Raw genomic sequence first — 17,802 nt, forward strand, 5'->3', positions numbered from 1 at the left:
CCTGCTGAGTGGCCCAAAGACTATGATAGTCTGGACCACGAAAGGGACGATGAATGCCGAGCAAGAAGCACAAGCCGGAAGAGATTATCGGCAAGCTGCGTGAAGTTGAGATTGTGCTGGCACAGGGAGCGAGCACGGCCGAAGCCTGCCGCCGGATCGCGGTCAGCGAGCAGACCTATTATCGCTGGCGGAAGGAATATGGCGGCCTGAAGACCGATCAGGCGCGGCGGATGAAGGATCTGGAGAAAGAGAACCAGCGTCTTCGCCGGGCGATCTCGGACCTGACGCTGGACAAGCTGATCCTGCAGGAGGCAGCCAAGGGAAACTTCTAAGCCCCGCGCGGCGGCGACGCTGCATTGATCATGTGCGACGAAAGTTTCCGGTATCCGAGCGACGGATATGCCGGGTGCTGGGTCAGCATCGATCGACGCAGCGCAAGGTGCCGCGCGGGGCGGATGACGAGCAGGCGCTGACGGAGGACATCATCGCTCTGGCAAAGCAATATGGTCGATACGGCTACCGCCGGGTGACGGCGTTGCTGTGCCATGCGGGTTGGACGGTGAACCATAAGCGGGTCGAACGGATCTGGCGGCGTGAGGGGCTGAAGGTTCCACAGCGCCAGCCAAAGCGCGGGCGTCTATGGCTCAATGACGGATCCTGCATCCGCCTGCGGCCGGAATATCCGGGACATGTATGGGCCTACGACTTCGTCGAAGGTCGCACGCATGATGGCCGCAAGTTCCGCATCCTGACCATCATCGATGAGGCCAGCCGGGAGTGCCTGGCGCTCGTCGTGGCGCGTCAGCTCAAGCATGAGGATGTTCTGGCGGCCTTAGCCGACCTGTTCATCTCGCGCGGCCCTCCGGCACATATACGGTCCGATAATGGCAGCGAATTTATCGCGACAGCCGTCCAGCAATGGCTGGGGCAGATCGGCGTGAAGACGCTCTACATCACACCAGGATCACCATGGGAGAATGGCTATAACGAAAGCTTCAACGGGTCGCTTCGCGACGAACTGCTCAACGGCGAGATCTTCTACAGCCTCGCCGAAGCCAAGGTGCTGATCGAAGCTTGGCGGCGGCATTACAACAACGTCCGCCCGCATAGCAGTCTGGGCTATCGACCACCGGCACCGGAAACGGCGACACCGCCATATCCGGCCTCCGGTTCCGCTTCGCTCCACCTCCGTCCGGATATGGCGGCAATCGGCTTAATCCACTAACAAACCAATCGGTCCACTCGGTGGGGGCAGATCATTGGCACCCACTCGACAACGCCCTGTGCCTGCTCCAAAAGCGACCCCGCTTCGGCGAGTATCGTCAGGCCTTCGCCTGTTTACGCCGGGTTTCCCACCCTTTCTTTGCAGCGGCTGATCGCTCGTCATGGGTCTGGCTAGCTCCGCCGACACGCCCGCCTTTGCTCGATGACGCATGGCTTTCCGTCTTACCCCGCCCCGAACCGGATTTCTTGCCACCGCCAGACTCCTTGTTCACCGTCGCCCATGCGCGGCGCTCGGCCTCGTCTTTCGGAATGCCGCGATCCTCATACCCCTCCTCGATATGCTCGGCCTTGCGCTTTTGTTTGTCGGTATAACTCGACTTGTCACCGCGGGGCATGGCGTTTCTCCTTCTTGCTGAGCGCCATGCGGAGCTCATCCTTGGTCTTCTCCAGGATGTGCCGCTGCTTGACGCTGAGATTGTCCCCCGCGCGATTGATATAGAATGTCAGCATGCTCATTGCAGATTGCAGGGGTGTGCCTTTACGACGATGGCTGTGTTCGGCGGATCGTTTCAACGACAGGGCGATCGTTTTTGGATCAGTTTGCTTGAACAGGCCTTCATCAAGATCCAGTGCGTCGCTCTGCTCGGTCACATCTTGCGACCATTTATGTTTGCTCATCGCGTGTCTCCCGGCGCGTTCAGCTGCTTAACTTCCCGGTTCTATGTTTACAGGTGGTGCGAGCGGATTGTGGTTCGACGCAGGTTGAGGTTCAGCCTGATCGTCATCGCCGCCTTTTTCGGATTCCGCGTCCGAAGGCGTGGGCGAACCTTGTTCCGGTGGAGGCGTTCCAGCGCCTCCTTCCACTGGCTCAGTGGAGCGCGGATGGACGCCATCATCATCGATCATGATTTGTATCCTTTCTGCATTTCGTGTCCCGCCCGCGTGTCGTTTTCCTCACCGCGCCTCGTCATGGCATCGGGATTGTAATCAGACGATATGGCGCCACCGCTCACAGGGTCGCGCGTCGGCTCGCGATCCAGCGTGTCGCTGGGCCGTCGCGCTGCGCCCTCTGGCTGATTCTCGGTGGAGATGTTGGGACGACGTGTTTTCTCGGTTGGAACAGATTGATGGCTGTGCGTTTCATCTTCCATGGCACGCTCCTGTCTTCATGCGCCTTTGGCGCGTTGATCCTCTGGATAGTCTTCCGGCTTGACTGTCCCCACGGCGGGACGGTCGTTGACATCCTCTTGCCGCTGGCCACCGCGCGTACGGGGATCGGGACCTTTCTGTGGCAGAACGTCACCCAGCGGCCCCTGGCGCGGACTTTTGTCCAAGGATGTTTCCACCGCCTCGGACGGCGTGTCTGTCGGCTCGTTCATCGGTGATCTCCTACGGTCTGGTTTCCAAGTCCCGCCTCAGCCCAATAGAGATGACATGGCGGGATGTTGCGCCACTCAAAGGCAGAGTGGATCGGGCCGATATATGTTTCGAGCAGCGGCTTGATGGTGCGGCGCATTTGATAGGCGCAAAACATGCCGTTTGATGCGAGAATGGCGCGACTGGCGCGCATCGTGCGATCGGCTTCGTATCGCTCAAGCGTGGAGAAGGGCAGGCCGGAGAGTATGCAATCGGCAGAGGGCAGGCCGCGTTCTCTCAGGACAGCAGCGACATTCGCCGCAGATTCGCAGACGGCTTCAAACCGGGGATCGTCGATCGATGCTCTGAGATGATCGACGAAGGCCTCACTCGTGTCCAGCGCGAGGAGGACGGCGCTGGGAGGCAAGCTTACCAGCACTGCTCGTGTAAACGCCCCCGTTCCCGGTCCAAATTCGACGAATAGCTGGATCCGCTGCCAGTCGATTGGTGCAAGCATTCGATCCACGAGCCAATGACTTGCTGGAAAGGCCGATCCAACCATTGTCGGATACTCGATGAATGTCTTCACGGTCAGGCGCAGGGAAGGAGTCTGAACACTGCTAGGAAAAGCAGTGGCCTTGGAAATTGCACGATCCGCAATCCCATCGGCACGTGCTTTGATCACCATGTCCTCCTTGTCGGCCAAATACGACAAGGTTGACAACCAGACCGTCCACAAGCAGTTCCGTTGATTATGCTTGGAAATGGAGGGACTTTAACCTGGTTAAGTCACTTTATGCCGACCGATTTTTGTATCATCGACAAGCCGTCGTTAGCGACCGGCTACCAGCACACGCACCCGATCGCTAAGGCTAAGTGGGTCAAACGGTTTGGCGATAACGCCTACAACGCCGGGACGTTTATAAGCATCAACCTCATGAGGTCGAATTCCGGCGGTGATGATGGCCGTGCGCAAGCCAGACAGTTGGGGCAATTGTCGTAATTTTTCGTGTAACTCGATGCCTGTCATGGATGGCAGCCGCATGTTGAGGAGGGCGAAATCAAATGAGTGGCTGCTTCTTTCGATATCTTCCAGGGCTTCAATTCCGCTGCCGTATGTAGTGAGAGAAAAGTCAGGATCTCGTCCCAAAGCTAGTGCAACGATTGTGCGAATGTCGGGTTCGTCCTCCACGAATAGAATTTTCAGTTGCTGAACCATGCTCGCCTCCACTTTTGCAGAGTGATATTTTTTGGATAACTAGCGAAACCCACACCGCTCAAAAAGGTTCGGCGGATGGCAATGCTCAAGGTGGCTGGTTCATATTCGATAGAGCTAGCGCTGCCCTGCAAGCGCGCAACCTGAGGCCGTGCATCTCATCGGCGCGAAGCGCGTTGCTGGGAGGGAGGTAGTCGCTATGCTTGAGAATGATCTTCCCACCACCTTGACGCGATTGGGCCTCGCAACCGTCCTCGGTCTGGCACTGGGCTTTGAACGAGAGCGAAGCGGCCATGATGCGGGTTTGCGAACCCACGGTCTCGTCGCGCTCAGTTCGGCGATGTTAACCCTTTCCGCGCTCGAAATGGTAGAACAACACAATGAGGGAGACCCTGTCAGGGTCGTGCAAGGCCTGGCACAGGCGATTGGTTTCATCGCAGGCGGCCTTATCTTCGTGCGCGGCGGCGATGTTCGAAACATGACGACGGCTGCCAGCCTTTGGATGGCCGCTGCGGTAGGGATCACGGCAGGAGCGGGACAATATGTGCTGGTGTTTGCCGGAACAGTCCTGGCGCTTCTTCTCCTGTCTGCCGCTTTCCTTTTCGAACGCTTCATGCCGCGGTCCCATAGACAGGAAAGCAATGGCACTTCGGATGATATTCGGATGCCGAACCGGCGGGGGTCGCCAAGTCAGCAGGATGAAGAAATTTATAAGGGTTGAGGAAAGCGGCCATCCAACGGGATGTTTTTGGAATTGTGCCAGCGCGCCTCGAGAAATGGCTGGGAGGTAACTGTGGATTGGAGTGCAAGCCCTCGGGTATCAAGTTGGCTCCTCTTAAGAGACGAGGAGCCCAAGTTCATATTTCGGTGTTTTCAGCTAGGGGAAGCGCGTCTTCTACGTCGATCGCGAGATAGGCACCGTATTTTCGATCTTGCTATCACCGAGAAGGATCTGGAGGGCGCGCAGGTCGCCGTCGCCGTGTAGATCATGCACGCCTTCGTTCGCCGAAGTGAGTGGGTCCCATACTCGCGGGACTCATGAGGACAAACAGCGCAAGGCGCAATTCGTCCGTCGGCCGTCAGTCTTCTCTCTAGCAGGAGCGGCGTCGCTAGGCGTCCTCAAGTAAGTTCGGGCACCGCCGTTAATGGCCAATCGGATACGACGGGCCGCGATAATTGGCCCGCCGCGCAGCAACGGCCGAACAGCAAAAGCGTGGGGAAGACCATGCGCATGGCTATTCTCCATCTAGGGTGATTGCGACGATTAGCCCGTCCCCGATCCACTGACTGAGCAGCGCGCCAGCCTCGCCCACTCCGACTTGCTCACCGCACTGTTCGACCAGGGCGAGGCAAAGGGCACCGAACGTCGCACCGGCTATGATTTGCGCCAGCGCGAAAGCCTCCGTGGGCTCGACCGTGCGGAAACAGGGCGTGAAATCCTGCCGCCCGACCAGCATTGCGCCCGGCTCCGGCAACAGAGCCGCCATCGGCGGGTCATCCAGTGCCGCCAGCGCCGACCAGATCGCGCCTGCATTCGTGCGGGCCACCGCGATTTGCATCGTCGGCGCGAACATCAGTCTGGCACTGTCCCAGTCCACCGCCGCCAGTTCCTCTGGAGACACAGGAGCTGCATCCGGCCCTTCAAAGGCGCGGCTCAGCGCCCAGTCGAGCCATGCCAGTTCGGCAACTTCGGGATCGTCGGGATAGATTTGGCTGAGGGTATTGGAGAAACCGTCGCCATATACGCCCAAGGTCCAGCCATGGGGCGGCGTGGCTTCGATATGCGCGCGGGCGGCATCGGTGAACGCATCCTCCCCCAGCCATAGCAGCGTCTTTTCAAACGTGTCGCGCAGGCAGTCGACAAGCTGTACCCGATAGGCGTTGTGATACACAGCGAGGCCAGCCTGCTCGGCGGAATCGACCCACTGTTCCATCGATACCGGCGCATCGATCAGCCACCCGCGAAAGTCGCGTTGCATCGCGGCAAGGCTCATGCCGGCGCCCTCCGGTCGTTGCTCGAAATGTTGCGCGCCATGTCCAGTTCGGTCAGCAGATCGGTGATCGGTGGAATGTCGTCGTCGCGCTCGATCATGGTCGCAACCGGGCCGACCTGGCGGCAAGCCTGCGCATACAGCGCCCACACCGACGGCGGCACGGGTTGGTCATGGGTGTCGATCAGGCGGTCTTTGCCTTGGCTATGCCCGGCGAGATGGATCTGGCGCACCCGGTCGGCTGGTACGCCTTCAAGATAGTCCAGGGCATCGAACCCGTGATTGACCGCGCTGACATAGATATTGTTGACGTCGAGCAGCAGCGAACAGCCGGTGCATGCACACAGCGCATTCAGAAATTGCCACTCGGTCATGCTGTCGGCGGTGAATTGCAGATAGGTCGAAGGATTTTCGATCAGCATCGTGCGTTCGAGCACATCTTGCGCCAGCGTGATGTTCGCACAGACCAGATCGAGGGCCTCTTGCGTGTAAGGCAGCGGCAGCAAATCGTGGGAATTGAAACCCTCGATCCGCGTCCAGCAAAGGTGATCGGATACGAACAGCGGATCGAGATGATCGGCCAGCGCCTTGAGCCTGTGCAGATAGTCGCGATCGAGACCATCGGCCGAGCCGACGGACATCGACACGCCATGCAGCGCGACCGGGTGGCGCTCGCGGATCTGGTCGAGGATATGGCGGGGCTTGCCGCCATCGATCATGAAATTCTCTGAGATCACCTCGACGAAATCCACCGGCACCGTGCCGGTCAGGAAGTCCTGATAGTGCGGCGTGCGCAGGCCAAGACCAAAGCCGTGGAATGTCGCGTCTGAATGGCCTGTCATCGGTTCGCTCCGGAAGAGTGGAGGTCCGGCCGGGGGTAGCCGGACCTCCGGGTCGCGATCACCGGGGGAAGCGATCGCGAAGCCTTGGGTCACTGACCGGCAGGTTCGGTCAGGCTGCCGCCAGCGGCAGTGCACTTTTTCTCGGACATTTCCTTGAAGCCGGTGCCTTTGCAGCTGTTCAGACCCTTGCAGTCATTCTTGGCGGTTTTGCAGTCCGATGTGCCCTTGCAGCTGTTGACGCCGTAGCAATGGACGGCCTTTGCACCAGCGGCGGTCGCCGGGGCGGAGGCCGCAACGCCGGCGATGGCGAGCAGGGCGGCGGTTGTGGCGATGCTGACGCCGGACTTGAGGGTGATCATGATCGGTCTCCGAATAGGCTTGCCGGGATGGCATGAGGTTCTTCGGAAGCGTGGACCGGTTGGTTACACCCGATCTACCAACGCAAAAAACGCGGGCCGATTAACGTGCCCGCCAGTGCAGCCAGACCCATGCCCAAACTATACCAAGTCAGCACGAACAGCGCCGATGCTTCGGGGCAATGCAGGCCGTAGAGCGTTGCGGCACAAGCGCCCGATGCAAGACCAGCGGTCGCGCCGGTAAGGCGCAAGCGGGTTGGCGCGAATTGGCGGAACGCCCAGATTAGTCCGATGAAGATAGGCGCCGCCAGCATCGCCACGAAAATCGAGCATCGTTTCCAGCTCTGGCCCAGCCAGAGCGGCAGCCAGCCGTCAAAGGGCGTTCGGGCCAGCTCGCTTGCCGCCACGCAGGCCAGAAGGCCAAAAGGAATGACCAACAGCCACAGCCACTGCGCCCGCGTCGCGTCCGGCCGCGCCAAATGCACTGTCGCGGCAATCGCCCCAACCCCCAGCGAAATCGTGTAGGTCCATTTCATCCAGAAGGTGAAGTCGTGCATCGCCGCGGCAAGATCGGGCCGGAATCCCAGCGTACTGGCAATTGCCAGCAAGGTGGCCACGGCTCCTGCCGCAATCCCCATCGCAAGCTGACGCTCGACCAGATGCGGCGACACCGGCGCCACATTTCCGGCCAACGCGCGGATGAGATCGTCCGTCTGCATCATGCGCCTCCCTTGAGGCGCGCGGCCAGGGCCTTGAGGCCACGATGGACCGACACTTTCACATCCGCCTCGCTATAGCCCCCGGCCCTGGCGGCTTCTGCCGTGCTCAGACCATCGATCTTTGTGGCGCGGATTGCCCTGGCCTGCTTGTCCGACAGGCCGCCGAGCAGCCGGTCGATATCCATGCGTGCGGCGCAGGCATCCTCAAATCCTTCGGCGATCAATATGTCCTCAAGCCCTTCGATCGGCACCGTGCCGCGGGTGCGCCGAAACTGGTCGATCATCTTGTAGCGCGCGACAGCATAAGCCCAGGCGGCAAAGGGACGCGTCCGGTCATAAGTGCCGCGGCGCGTGTGTATGGCCATCAAAGTTTCCTGCACGAGGTCCTCGACATCATCTTCGGCACCGCGAAGGCGACGCCCGAAAAAGGATCGCAGCATCGGAACGAGCGCGCGGAGCAAGGCGGCATGGGCTTCGGCGTCGCCATCAAGACCGCCGATCATCCATATCCTGAGCTGTTCTTCGCTCGCCCGCATGTGCACTCCCGGACAGCTATTCGCGGCGCTTTGCCTGATGGTTACAGCGATACGGCAAAAAAATTCTGCGGCTTCAACTTGAGCCGCATCTGTAACGCTTTTCAGTGTCGCCGCGAAGAAGCTTCCGTGACCCGGCCCGCTTGGCCTCCCAGGGTCGCCATGCGGCGGGACCATCATTGATGATCCCGCCGCATGTGAGGCCTCAAGCATTCACGGAGACTATCGATGCCATCCACATCCGCAGCCCTCGCCGCAGCCCTCGCTCTTACGATGATCGCCGGAAGCGCGCACGCCGCCGGTGCCGCCAAGCCGGTGGAGAAATGCTATGGCGTCGCCCAGGCCGGTAAAAACGACTGCAAGGCCGGTGCCGGCACGAGCTGTGCTGGCACATCGCGGATTGCTTATCAGGGCGATGCCTGGAAACTCGTCAATGCTGGCACTTGCACGAAGATAAAGACCCCCAAGGGCTTCGGCTCGTTGACGCCCAAGGCCTGATCTTCACGAACTCCCGGAGAGAGCAATGACGATATTTGTGCGTCACTATCGTGAAGCATCGGCGTGGCTGACCCGTCATATATCGGAAAGCCTGCTACTGCTGGTCGCGCGCCTCGGGATCGCTGCCATCTTCTTCCTGTCGGGTCGCACCAAGGTGGAAGGCGTGCTCACGATCACGCCTTCCACCTATGAACTGTTCCGCACAGATTATGCCCTGCCGCTGGTGCCGCCGGAGATTGCGGCGCACGCGGCGACTTACTCGGAGCACGTCTTTCCCATTCTGCTGGTGCTTGGCCTTTTTACCCGGCCCGCTGCCGCAGCGCTGCTGGGCATGACACTCGTCATAGAGGTCTTCGTTTATCCCGACGCCTGGCCGACGCATCTTAGCTGGGCCGGGCTATTGCTGCCGTTGATAGCGCGCGGCGGCGGCGCCTGGTCGCTCGATCGCTTGTTTGGGTTTGAGCTTGGTTCACTCGTTGACCGGCCGTAACCGCCTCTCGGCATCAAAAAACGCTGGATGGTTTGGCCATGATTGTTACTCCGTCGCCCCCACCAACATGGGCCGTTCCGATACGGTATTGGGAATGCCTGCGCATGCCAAATCCAGTCATTATCGAGTTTAACAGCTGTCGGGCAGCAGGGCGCCTACATCTCGCCATTCCGCGTTGTGGCCACCGATCCTGAAAGCCGCCGTTGCCCGGCTCCTAATAAAGACCGTAGCGAAGCACGAGTAGGCCGGACAGGGTAAGAACCATGATCGCAACCAGCGGCAATCCGGTGCGCGTATAGTCCGCAAACCGGTAGTCGCCTGCCGACATGATTAGCATGTTGGTCTGGTAGGCAACCGGCGTCGCGTAGCAAAGATTGCAGCCGAACAGGACGGCCAGGACCAGCGGCTCAACCGGGATGCCCAGCTTTTGCCCCAGGCTGAAGGCGATCGGCGTTCCGACCGCCGCCGCCGTGGTGTTTGAAGCGAAGTTGGTCAGCACTGTGACGAACAGCATCACCGCGGCCAAAACGCCCGCCGGCGGCAGGAACTGCAGCCCCAGCGCGATCAGTTCGCTCAGCCATGCCGCCGCGCCGCTCTCAAGAACAATACGACCGATGGCGATGCTGGCCGCGACCAGTACGATGACCTTCGCCGACAAAGCGCGGCCGATCCGGTCAAAGCGGACGCAGCCGGTGACGAGCATCGCGATCGCACCCCCGAGCGCGGAAATCGCGATCGGTACGAGCCCGATGCTGGCGGGTATAACCGCGCATGCCATGATCGCCAGCGCCAGCGGCGCCTTGGAGGTGCGGGGAAGTTCCTTTGCTCCTTCGAGTACGAGCATATTCTCGGCCAGCGACATCCGCTCGATGCTGCCGAGCGCACCGGCGACCAGAAGAATGTCGCCTTCGTCAAACGCGTTTTCGGACGCAGAATCGTTCATCGGCTGCGTCGCCCAGCGGCGTTGCGCGCGATGCACGCCAAGGATGGCAACATTGTAAAGCTCGGCTACATTTGCAGACGCCACGCCCTTGCCGACCAGGCCGGAATCCTTGGTCACCGCCAGTTCGGCGACGGTGATATCATCACCCGTCTGGGCATAGCCGCCGCGCAACCGGTCCATCAGCCAGACCGGGGCGGCGGTGGCGCCAAGGATACGCATCGTCTGCTCCAGAGCGGCGTGCGTCGCCCGCACCGGTATCCGCCCGCCTGCGGGAGTCTCGGCCAAGAGCTCGACATCGGCGGGCAGCCGCGCGGCGATCAGATCGCGGGACAGCCCATGCGCGAAGGAACTCTCGCCCAGGCGGAGCATCGCCGCGAAGTGCCGCGGCTCGTGCCCGGCTTCGACAGAATTGTCTGGCAGCAGGCGCGGCATGACCAGCCAGATGAACGGCAGCGCCACCAGCGCGGCCAGCAGCACGATCGGGGTGAAGTGGAATACCGACATCGGCGGCAGGCCGAGGTCGCCGGCGATCGACACGACGAGCAGGTTGGTCGAGGTGCCGATCGTCGTCGACATGCCGCCAATCAACACTGCGCTGTTCACCGGGATCAGCGTGCGCGACGCGGGCATTCCGCCATTCGCCGCGATCGCCGCCATGACCGGCAGCATCAGGACGAGCACCGGCGTATCGTTGACCATCATGCTCATGCCGAACGCCAGCAGCAGCGTCACCAGGAGGCCGACCTGACGATTAAACCGCCAGACTCGCGTCAGCAGGCGCGATACCGGCTCGAGTGCGCCTGTCGTCACGAGTCCTCGCCCCAGCACCATCAGCGCGCAGATCGTGATCAATGCGTAATGGCCAAACCCTTCGAATGCGAGCTTCAGCCCTTCAGTCGGTGACTGTCCGGGAAGCGGAAACCAGTAAAGACCGAGCGCGATGGCACTGATCGTCAGCAGCGAGATGATCTCGACGCGCGCTCGACCGGATACGAAACCGTAGAACATCGCGCCTGTCAGCAGCATGGCGCCCAGAGCATGGGGTTGAGGAGCATCGATCATATGCTAGCGAACCGGGAGATCGGCATTCCGATCCGTATCGGCGTCGCTTTCGCGCTCGGGTGGCAGGAATGCCTGCGACAATGCATGGTACAGACGTTCCTTCGAGACGGCCTGCGCCACGACATCGGCGATCAGCGACGAGGCGAGCAGCGGCATCATCAGGCCACGACTGCCGGTCGTCTCGGAAATGATGATGACCGCCGTCAGCGGGGCGCGGACGACACCGGTGAAATAGGCGACCATGCCGAGCAGCACGATCGCACCGCCGGGATAGGTCGGGAACAGCCAGCGCAACATGTCACCGACGCCGGCGCCGACGGCGAGCGACGGAGCGAAAATGCCGCCCGGCATGCCTGACACCGCCGTCGCCAGCGTCGTCGTCAGCTTGGCGATGCCGAACCAGTGCGGCACGTCGCCGCCGGTGATGATGCCGCGCGCCGCGCCATAACCAGTGCCCCAGGTCAGGCCGGTGGCGACGCCGATGATCGCGACGATCCCGCCGAGCGAACCCGCCAACAGCATCGGCCGCGACCGCAGCCAGACGACCGGCGACCAGCGTGTCCGCCCGGTCGCCAGCACCGCACGCGAGAAGAAAGCGCCCAGCAGCCCGCCGAGGATACCGGCCACGGGGGCGGCCAGCATCGTCTCGCGCACCGACAGCGTCTGTCGCATGACACCGAAATAGACATAGTCACCCGAGAGACCGAGGCTGACCATGCCTGCGATCAGCACCGCGGTCATCACCAGCAAGGTCATGCGCTGTTCGTAGGCGGCGGCCAGCTCCTCGATCGCGAAGGCGACGCCGGCCAGCGGGGTGTTGAACGCCGCGGCGACACCGGCAGCGCCGCCCGCGATGAATACCGATGCGCGCAAGGGGATCACCATCACCCGATGCGCGTACCCCATGATTGATGCGGCGACCTGCACGGTCGGCCCTTCTCGCCCGGTCGAAGCGCCTACGAGCAAGGTGCCGATTGTGAGCACCAGCTTCGCGATCACGGTCTTTGCCGACACCAGACCGCCCATCGCATGGTCGGGATCACGCGTGGCCGCCATCACCTGCGGGATCCCCGATCCACGGGCCTGGGGAACGAAACGCGCCGTCAGACCAGCGATCGCCGCATAGCCCAGCGGGGTGACGATCAGCGGTGCCCACCACCAGCGCGCCGCGAGCGCCACGAAGCGGTTCCCCGCCCAGTCCGCGAGATGCGCAAACACCAGCGCGACGAGCCCGATCATCACCGCGCCGCCTAGAATCGCCACGCGCCGCCGCCACACGGGTGCCGTGGGGCCATGCTCGCGCAGCAGATCGCGTGCCTGTTCGGGGAGCCGCACCATCATCCTTCGGCCGGTGCGCCGACCGCTGCGGCGACGAGGCAGACGAGCCCGATCGCGACGAAGCCGATCCGTTGCCCCATCGAGGCGAGCGGCATGACGGTCCCACGCCAGCTATCCGATCGTGCAAACTTCCCGAACGTCAGCGCGATCGTGACGATCACGGCGACAATCAGCGCGATGATAACGATCATGCAGTTCCTCCAAGCCAGGCGTTGCCGTCCCGGAGGCGACGTCTGTAATCGGGTTCAGCCAGCGCACGCAGCAGGTCGTCGGCGCGTATCAGTACCGTGTTGCGGCACGCGCCGTCGAGCGCCGTATCGGACAACGCCCGGAATTCGCGGGTCTGGCGCGCTAGACAAGCGATGCGGCCCGGGTCGTCGCAGTGGAGCGCGACATCGCCGAGCGCCCCGAGGAAATGCTTTGCTGCAATCATATCAGCGCTCGCATATTGCGCGAGCGCGCCGAACGCCCGGGCGATGAAGCCCTCGAACGTCACCGGATGCGCGATGACGCGCAGCCTATCATCGCCATCCGCACGCAACCGCGACGGCAGATCGCGTCGGGCCAGGTCCGCCATTGCGGCACTGAGCCAGTCAAGGCAGCTGTTCGCGGTGAACGGATCGTTGACCCCCGGCGACAGCGCGCGAGCCGCGATCTCGACAAGTTCGTCGATCAGGAAGCGCAGGTCCTGGAGTGCGGTGCGTCTGGAGCCGACCGCGAAGGCCTCGCGCAGAGCATTCGCCGCCGTCTCGTCGCAGCGTTTGGCCGGCCATGCCTCGAGCAATAGGCTGCCCTTGTGGATGAAATCGCCTGGTTGATAGTGCAAACGGATCACGAGATCGTGATCCCGTGCCGCGGCCATCAGCGTGCTTTCGTCGATCAGTTGGATATAGCCGGTGTCCTGCGACCGGACCGGCGCGCGCCGATCATGGTCGGCGCGATCGGTCTCGGCCCGGAAGGCGGCGGGTATCCGCGGATCGTCGGCGCGCTCGTCGAGCGGCGTCCCGACGAACACCGGAAAGCGCGCATCGATCTCCCCGATCAGCCGGTCGCCGATCCGCTCGATGACGTTGTTGATGTGGATCCGCATCGGCACATGGTGGATGAAGAAGATCAGCACAGCGATCGAGCAGAGCACCAGGATCAACGCGACTAGCAAGGCAAGCTGCGGCACGAAGGCTGCTGCCCCGGCTCCACTTTCGCCGGCCGAACGGATCGTGCGCAGGACGACCAGCGAATAGACGAAGGTCGCGATGAAGGTGCCGAGCGTCACCTGGTTGCCGCGATCCGACATGAAATTGCTCAGCAGCCGCGGACCATATTGCCCCGAGGCATAGACCACTGCGGCGATCGTCACCGAGAAGGTCGTTCCGGCGACCCCAATCATCGACCCGCCGATCGACGACAGCAGGCTGCGCGCGCCGTCAGGCCGCGCGGCATAAAGCCATGCCAAGTCGTCCATCCACGCCGAGCCCGCGTGGCTGTCGATATAGACCATCGCCAACGCGAGCAGCAACGCGCCGATCGCCATCACCGTAGGCACGAACCAGTAGCTTTCGCGCAGATCGTTCGACAGGCGCAACAGGCGGGCTCTCATGCTTGTTTTGCCGCATCGGCCGGCATCTCGCTCACGCGATCGGCTTGGGGCAGGAAACGGCCGATCATTGTGCGATAGCGATCGAGAGGGCGAACCGTTGGCCTGCGGCGGGTGCGGCCACGGCACCGACGCCCTGCGTCGCCAGCATCGCCGCCACCGCTCGTGCCCGTCTCTGGGTGAGGTTCGGTCGCGCGGGAGGTTCGCCGCCCGGCAAGCCTGGAACCGAGAGCGTCGGCACGTTCCAACGCCGTGCCGCCCACGCAGATGTGATTACTGCGGCGCGCGCTGATGCATCGAGCGTATCGACATTGTCAGCGAATTCAATCTCGGGCAGCGGCCCCTGCGGCGGCACGATCGTCACGGTCCACCCGTCGGTCTCCGCCGCGGCACGCGTTTCGAGGGTGCGATAGGTCGCGATGGTTGCGCCCGGCAGCGGCACCGCCGCCGCGGTCGCCCGCCGGTGGTCGCGATCGATAGTGACGTCGTCGGCTGCGATGCCTGTGATGAGCGCGATCATCCGCGCCAGCGCCGTCATCCGCTGCGCTTCGAGGTTCGACTGATCCCCCGCCTGGCGCAATTCTTCGCGCTGCGCATCGAGTGCGCCCGCACCGGCTTCGAGTAGAACCTGGTCGATATCGAGCCGGACGGGACGGCCAAGTGCATCTGCGATCGACCTCTGCAAGGTCGCGGTCTTTTGGGTCCGCCCGCGTGGGGCGATAACGACCGCCCGAACAAGGTTCGGCTCACGGTCGAACTCGACTTCCAATTGCGTGACGCGCGCATCGCTGCCGAACCGGTCGTTGAGCAGTGAGCGCACCTGCGACACCGTCAACGCCTCGCGCGCAATGCGATTTAGCGACAGTCCGAGTGGGACCGCCATAACCGCGAATACCAGAAGCAATACGATGGTCTGCATCCAGCTTTGCCGCGAGGAGAGATGGTGCGCAAAGCCGTAGTACCGCGCCATGACCGTTGCGGAGAGAGCGATGGTGATGAAGTTCGTGACGAACAGCGCTAGCGCTCCGCCAAGGACAGGCAGGTTCCAGGTCGCCAGGCCATAACCGACGACGGCCAGCGGCGGCATCAACGCAGTGGCGATGGCGACGCCGACTATCGTCTCCCCGCGGCCTCTGATGATGGCGAAAGTGCCGGCCAGCGCGGCGAACAGCGCGACACCAAGGTCGAACAGGTTTGGTCGCGTTCGCGCCACGATCTCGGCAGTGGGTGCCTGCAATGGCGACAGGCTGACGATCAGCGCGGTGAAGACGACAGCCGCGAGCGATCCGAGGGCAAGCGCGAACACCGACCGCCGCATTTCGGCGAAATCGAACAGCGCGAGACTGAAGCCGAATCCGAGAATGGGATTCATCAGCGGCGAGATCAGCATGGCGCCGATCACCACGGCAGGCGATGAGAGCAGCAGCCCGAGCACCGCGATGCCTGCCGACATCATCGTCATGAAAGCGTAGCGATGCGACCAGCCGCTTTCCTCTACGATCCGCGCGACAACCGCTTCGTGGTCGATCGGACCGACGACACTGCGCCGCCACCATTTGTAGAGGGCAAGCCTGGTCAACCGCTCGCGTATGGGATCTCGTCCAACGGTTCCGTCGGCGTCAGACATCATGCGCCTGGTTCCTCAAAATGCAGTTCATGCCCAGCGGCTATATTGCCCCCTGCGGCTGTAGCCAACCATGCGCCGCGCGGGCGATGATTGCCGAGAACCGCAAGACGACTCGCCATGACCCACGCCCCTGAATGTATCACATAGAGGGATTCGGGAGCGATGCTGCGGCCCGTTTTGTGACCTGCGATCATGCAGGCATCTCGATCAGCATGAGTTCCGCGTCGTCCTTGCCAGATACGACAAGCCTCTTTTCCCCGTCAATCGCGATGCCTTCATATGGCGCAAGTCCCGTTCCATCGTGCGTGACAGCCCCTTTCAGAAGAAACGCATAGGCGCTGGCAGCCGTAATCGGAATGTCGGCGGACAGGCCGTTCGGTATATGATGCTTCGTCATCGTCGCGGCACAATGCAGGCGATATAGGCCCGTATCGCGCATGCCGGCGATGACCTGGGTCTCTGCCCGCTGCGGACGCGCGTTGCTTCGCCGTTCAGTCGCACGAAGTCGATCGCGCCACTCTCGACGATATGGATCACCTCCGTGCCATAATGCGTCACGGGCGTGGTCGCTGCGTTCGGCACCAATATGTTGTGGTTGACCGCGCGCAGCGCTCCCCAGTTGACCAGATCGACGTTTTGCGCGCCCGCGAAACAGAAATGATGACGCGCCCGGATCCATCCGAGTTCCGAGACGCCCAGCGATGCTGCATGTCGATGCGAGATCATGGCGCAATATCCTGGTGCCTGGGACTTTCAGTCCCGCTCACCATACGCAGCATCACGAATCCGAGCAGGCCCGCGATAAACGACCCGCCCAACACGCCGATCTTGGCTTCCGCCTGCAGCAGCGGGCTTGTCGGGAAGGCGAGCAATGTGATGAAGATGCTCATCGTGAAGCCGATGCCGCAGAGCAGCGCCACACCGAACAACTGGAGCCGGTTCGCGTGCGCGGGCATATCCGCCAATCCTGTTTTAACCGCTAGGATAGAAAACCCGAATACGCCGACCACCTTGCCAATCAGCAGGCCGGCCGCGGTGCCGACCGTAACCGGTGCCAACATGGCGCCGGGAGGAAGGCCGAGAACCGGAACCGCCGCATTTGTCAGTCCGAAGATGGGCACGATGAGGAAGCCGACGGGGGTGTGCAGAAGTTGCTCCAGTCGATGGAGCGGGCTGACGCAGTCCGCATCGGAGCGACCGGGCGTGCGCTCCATCGGGATGGTAAAGGCCAGCATCACGCCGGCGAGCGTGGCGTGGATGCCGGATCGCAAGACGAATACCCATAGGATCACCCCGACCAGCAGGTAGGGGGACAAGCGCCGGACGCCGAGGCGGTTGAGCGCGATCAACACGCAAAGCGCCACGCCGGCACCGGCCAGATCTGGCAACGACAGCCCCGCAGTGTAGAACAGCGCGATGATGACGACCGCGCCCAGATCGTCGATGATCGCGAGTGCGGCCAAAAACACCCGCAGCGACGCCGGAACGCGATTGCCCAGCATGGCGATGACACCGAGCGCGAAGGCGATATCGGTCGCGGCGGGAATCGCCCAGCCGGCGGCTGTCGGGCCGCGATTAAATGCCAGGTAGATGAGCGCCGGCACGATCATCCCACCCGCGGCGGCGACGCCCGGGAGAATACGGCGCGACCACGTCGAGAGTTGACCGTCCAGCACTTCGCGCTTGATCTCAAGTCCGACGAGCAGGAAGAACACGGCCATCATGCCATCGTTAATCCAGTGGCTGAGCGAGAGCGGCCCGAGATAGGCGTGCAGCATCGCAGCGTAGCTCGTTCCGAGCGGGGAGTTGGCGATAACCAGCGCCACGACCGCAGCCGCCATGAGCACGATACCCGCGGACGATTGCGCTTCGAGGAAGCGGCGGATTGCGCTCTGGCGCGCGTATATTTGGGTCATCGGTGGGAGTCCGGTCGCAAGGATTATCGCTGGCGGCCCGACCAACGTGATAACCTGTCCGATTCCAACGGAACGCGAACACCCTCGGGCGGCTATC

The 17,802-nt window shown here is 62.3% G+C and carries 24 protein-coding genes; 4 read left to right on the top strand and 20 right to left on the bottom strand.

Annotation, left to right across the window (positions count from 1 at the left end; translation table 11 throughout):
- The first annotated feature begins 53 nt into the window (after positions 1-53).
- A protein-coding gene (locus F4U95_RS11950) for an IS3 family transposase (protein ID WP_120251134.1) occupies positions 54-1,225 on the top strand; the annotation gives its coding sequence in 2 pieces (ribosomal slippage) (positions 54-318 and positions 318-1,225; 1,173 coding nt in all).
- Between the two features lie 97 nt (positions 1,226-1,322).
- Here the strand turns inward: F4U95_RS11950 and F4U95_RS11955 are convergent.
- The 7 genes from F4U95_RS11955 to F4U95_RS11985 all read right to left on the bottom strand — a co-directional run bounded on the left by F4U95_RS11955 (position 1,323) and on the right by F4U95_RS11985 (position 3,799).
- Positions 1,323-1,619: a plasmid stabilization protein gene (locus tag F4U95_RS11955; RefSeq protein WP_120251133.1), complete on the bottom strand. Its 297-nt coding sequence runs from the start codon at positions 1,617-1,619 to the stop codon at positions 1,323-1,325.
- The gene (locus tag F4U95_RS11960; protein ID WP_120251132.1) at positions 1,606-1,902 is read right to left on the bottom strand and encodes a DUF3175 domain-containing protein; all 297 of its coding nucleotides are present in this window, start codon (positions 1,900-1,902) and stop codon (positions 1,606-1,608) included. The genes F4U95_RS11955 and F4U95_RS11960 overlap by 14 nt, the downstream gene beginning before the upstream one ends.
- 27 nt (positions 1,903-1,929) lie before the next feature.
- Positions 1,930-2,130 (bottom strand): hypothetical protein, encoded by a 201-nt coding sequence (locus F4U95_RS11965; RefSeq protein ID WP_120251131.1) that lies wholly within the window; start codon positions 2,128-2,130, stop codon positions 1,930-1,932.
- Entirely contained in the window at positions 2,127-2,375 is a 249-nt protein-coding gene (locus tag F4U95_RS11970) for a hypothetical protein (RefSeq protein ID WP_120251130.1), read from the bottom strand. The genes F4U95_RS11965 and F4U95_RS11970 overlap by 4 nt, the downstream gene beginning before the upstream one ends.
- A 15-nt stretch (positions 2,376-2,390) precedes the next feature.
- Positions 2,391-2,603, bottom strand: a complete 213-nt coding sequence (locus F4U95_RS11975; RefSeq protein ID WP_120251129.1) for a hypothetical protein — start codon at positions 2,601-2,603, stop codon at positions 2,391-2,393.
- Positions 2,600-3,268, bottom strand: coding sequence for a class I SAM-dependent methyltransferase (locus F4U95_RS11980; RefSeq protein WP_232015748.1), 669 nt, complete (start codon positions 3,266-3,268; stop codon positions 2,600-2,602). The genes F4U95_RS11975 and F4U95_RS11980 overlap by 4 nt, the downstream gene beginning before the upstream one ends.
- Before the next feature lie 144 nt (positions 3,269-3,412).
- Positions 3,413-3,799, bottom strand: a complete 387-nt coding sequence (locus tag F4U95_RS11985; RefSeq protein ID WP_120251128.1) for a response regulator — start codon at positions 3,797-3,799, stop codon at positions 3,413-3,415.
- Between the two features lie 196 nt (positions 3,800-3,995).
- Between F4U95_RS11985 and F4U95_RS11990 the strand changes: the two genes are divergently transcribed.
- Positions 3,996-4,517, top strand: a complete 522-nt coding sequence (locus F4U95_RS11990; protein WP_120251127.1) for an MgtC/SapB family protein — start codon at positions 3,996-3,998, stop codon at positions 4,515-4,517.
- A 514-nt stretch (positions 4,518-5,031) separates the two neighbouring features.
- On the opposite strand, the gene F4U95_RS12000 is transcribed toward F4U95_RS11990, so the two are convergent.
- The 5 genes from F4U95_RS12000 to F4U95_RS12020 all read right to left on the bottom strand — a co-directional run bounded on the left by F4U95_RS12000 (position 5,032) and on the right by F4U95_RS12020 (position 8,240).
- Positions 5,032-5,790, bottom strand: coding sequence for an HvfC/BufC N-terminal domain-containing protein (locus F4U95_RS12000; RefSeq protein ID WP_120251126.1), 759 nt, complete (start codon positions 5,788-5,790; stop codon positions 5,032-5,034).
- A complete protein-coding gene (gene bufB, locus F4U95_RS12005; RefSeq protein ID WP_120251125.1) occupies positions 5,787-6,629 on the bottom strand; it encodes an MNIO family bufferin maturase in 843 nt (280 codons plus the stop codon). Before bufB ends, F4U95_RS12000 begins: the two co-directional genes overlap by 4 nt.
- 89 nt (positions 6,630-6,718) lie before the next feature.
- Positions 6,719-6,988 carry a BufA2 family periplasmic bufferin-type metallophore gene (gene bufA2 / locus F4U95_RS12010; protein ID WP_120251124.1) on the bottom strand — a complete coding sequence of 90 codons (270 nt, stop codon included), beginning with the start codon at positions 6,986-6,988 and terminating at the stop codon, positions 6,719-6,721.
- Positions 6,989-7,062: 74 nt separating this feature from the next.
- Positions 7,063-7,704, bottom strand: a complete 642-nt coding sequence (locus tag F4U95_RS12015; protein WP_120251123.1) for a DUF1109 domain-containing protein — start codon at positions 7,702-7,704, stop codon at positions 7,063-7,065.
- Positions 7,704-8,240 carry a sigma-70 family RNA polymerase sigma factor gene (locus F4U95_RS12020; RefSeq protein WP_120252212.1) on the bottom strand — a complete coding sequence of 179 codons (537 nt, stop codon included), beginning with the start codon at positions 8,238-8,240 and terminating at the stop codon, positions 7,704-7,706. Before F4U95_RS12020 ends, F4U95_RS12015 begins: the two co-directional genes overlap by 1 nt.
- Positions 8,241-8,465: 225 nt before the next feature.
- Here F4U95_RS12020 and F4U95_RS12025 point away from each other — a divergent pair, with 225 nt between their 5' ends.
- Together F4U95_RS12025 and F4U95_RS12030 are read left to right on the top strand one after the other, a co-directional pair.
- Complete coding sequence (locus F4U95_RS12025) at positions 8,466-8,735, top strand: BufA1 family periplasmic bufferin-type metallophore (RefSeq protein WP_120251122.1); 270 nt, start codon at positions 8,466-8,468, stop codon at positions 8,733-8,735.
- A gap of 25 nt (positions 8,736-8,760) precedes the next feature.
- On the top strand, positions 8,761-9,225 hold the full coding sequence (locus F4U95_RS12030; RefSeq protein ID WP_120251121.1) for a DoxX family protein: 465 nt from the start codon (positions 8,761-8,763) through the stop codon (positions 9,223-9,225).
- Between the two features lie 214 nt (positions 9,226-9,439).
- Here F4U95_RS12030 and F4U95_RS12035 read toward each other — a convergent pair whose 3' ends face one another.
- The 8 genes from F4U95_RS12035 to nhaA form a co-directional block, all read right to left on the bottom strand.
- Complete coding sequence (locus F4U95_RS12035) at positions 9,440-11,230, bottom strand: SLC13 family permease (protein WP_120251120.1); 1,791 nt, start codon at positions 11,228-11,230, stop codon at positions 9,440-9,442.
- 3 nt (positions 11,231-11,233) lie between these two features.
- Positions 11,234-12,568, bottom strand: a complete 1,335-nt coding sequence (locus F4U95_RS12040) for a chloride channel protein (protein ID WP_120251119.1) — start codon at positions 12,566-12,568, stop codon at positions 11,234-11,236.
- Entirely contained in the window at positions 12,568-12,759 is a 192-nt protein-coding gene (locus F4U95_RS12045) for a hypothetical protein (RefSeq protein WP_120251118.1), read from the bottom strand. The genes F4U95_RS12040 and F4U95_RS12045 overlap by 1 nt, the downstream gene beginning before the upstream one ends.
- Positions 12,756-14,165, bottom strand: a complete 1,410-nt coding sequence (locus tag F4U95_RS12050) for a DUF2254 domain-containing protein (RefSeq protein WP_120251117.1) — start codon at positions 14,163-14,165, stop codon at positions 12,756-12,758. Before F4U95_RS12050 ends, F4U95_RS12045 begins: the two co-directional genes overlap by 4 nt.
- Positions 14,166-14,229: 64 nt before the next feature.
- Entirely contained in the window at positions 14,230-15,789 is a 1,560-nt protein-coding gene (locus F4U95_RS12055; protein WP_120252211.1) for a DUF389 domain-containing protein, read from the bottom strand.
- Positions 15,790-15,979: 190 nt separating this feature from the next.
- Positions 15,980-16,186, bottom strand: coding sequence for a pirin family protein (locus tag F4U95_RS12060; protein ID WP_120251116.1), 207 nt, complete (start codon positions 16,184-16,186; stop codon positions 15,980-15,982).
- Positions 16,183-16,515, bottom strand: a complete 333-nt coding sequence (locus F4U95_RS12065) for a cupin domain-containing protein (protein ID WP_120251115.1) — start codon at positions 16,513-16,515, stop codon at positions 16,183-16,185. Before F4U95_RS12065 ends, F4U95_RS12060 begins: the two co-directional genes overlap by 4 nt.
- Positions 16,512-17,705, bottom strand: coding sequence for a Na+/H+ antiporter NhaA (gene nhaA, locus F4U95_RS12070; RefSeq protein ID WP_150411931.1), 1,194 nt, complete (start codon positions 17,703-17,705; stop codon positions 16,512-16,514). The genes F4U95_RS12065 and nhaA overlap by 4 nt, the downstream gene beginning before the upstream one ends.
- Positions 17,706-17,802: the final 97 nt, after the last annotated feature.

Source organism: Sphingobium limneticum, from assembly GCF_008710165.1.
Lineage (GTDB): Bacteria > Pseudomonadota > Alphaproteobacteria > Sphingomonadales > Sphingomonadaceae > Sphingobium > Sphingobium limneticum.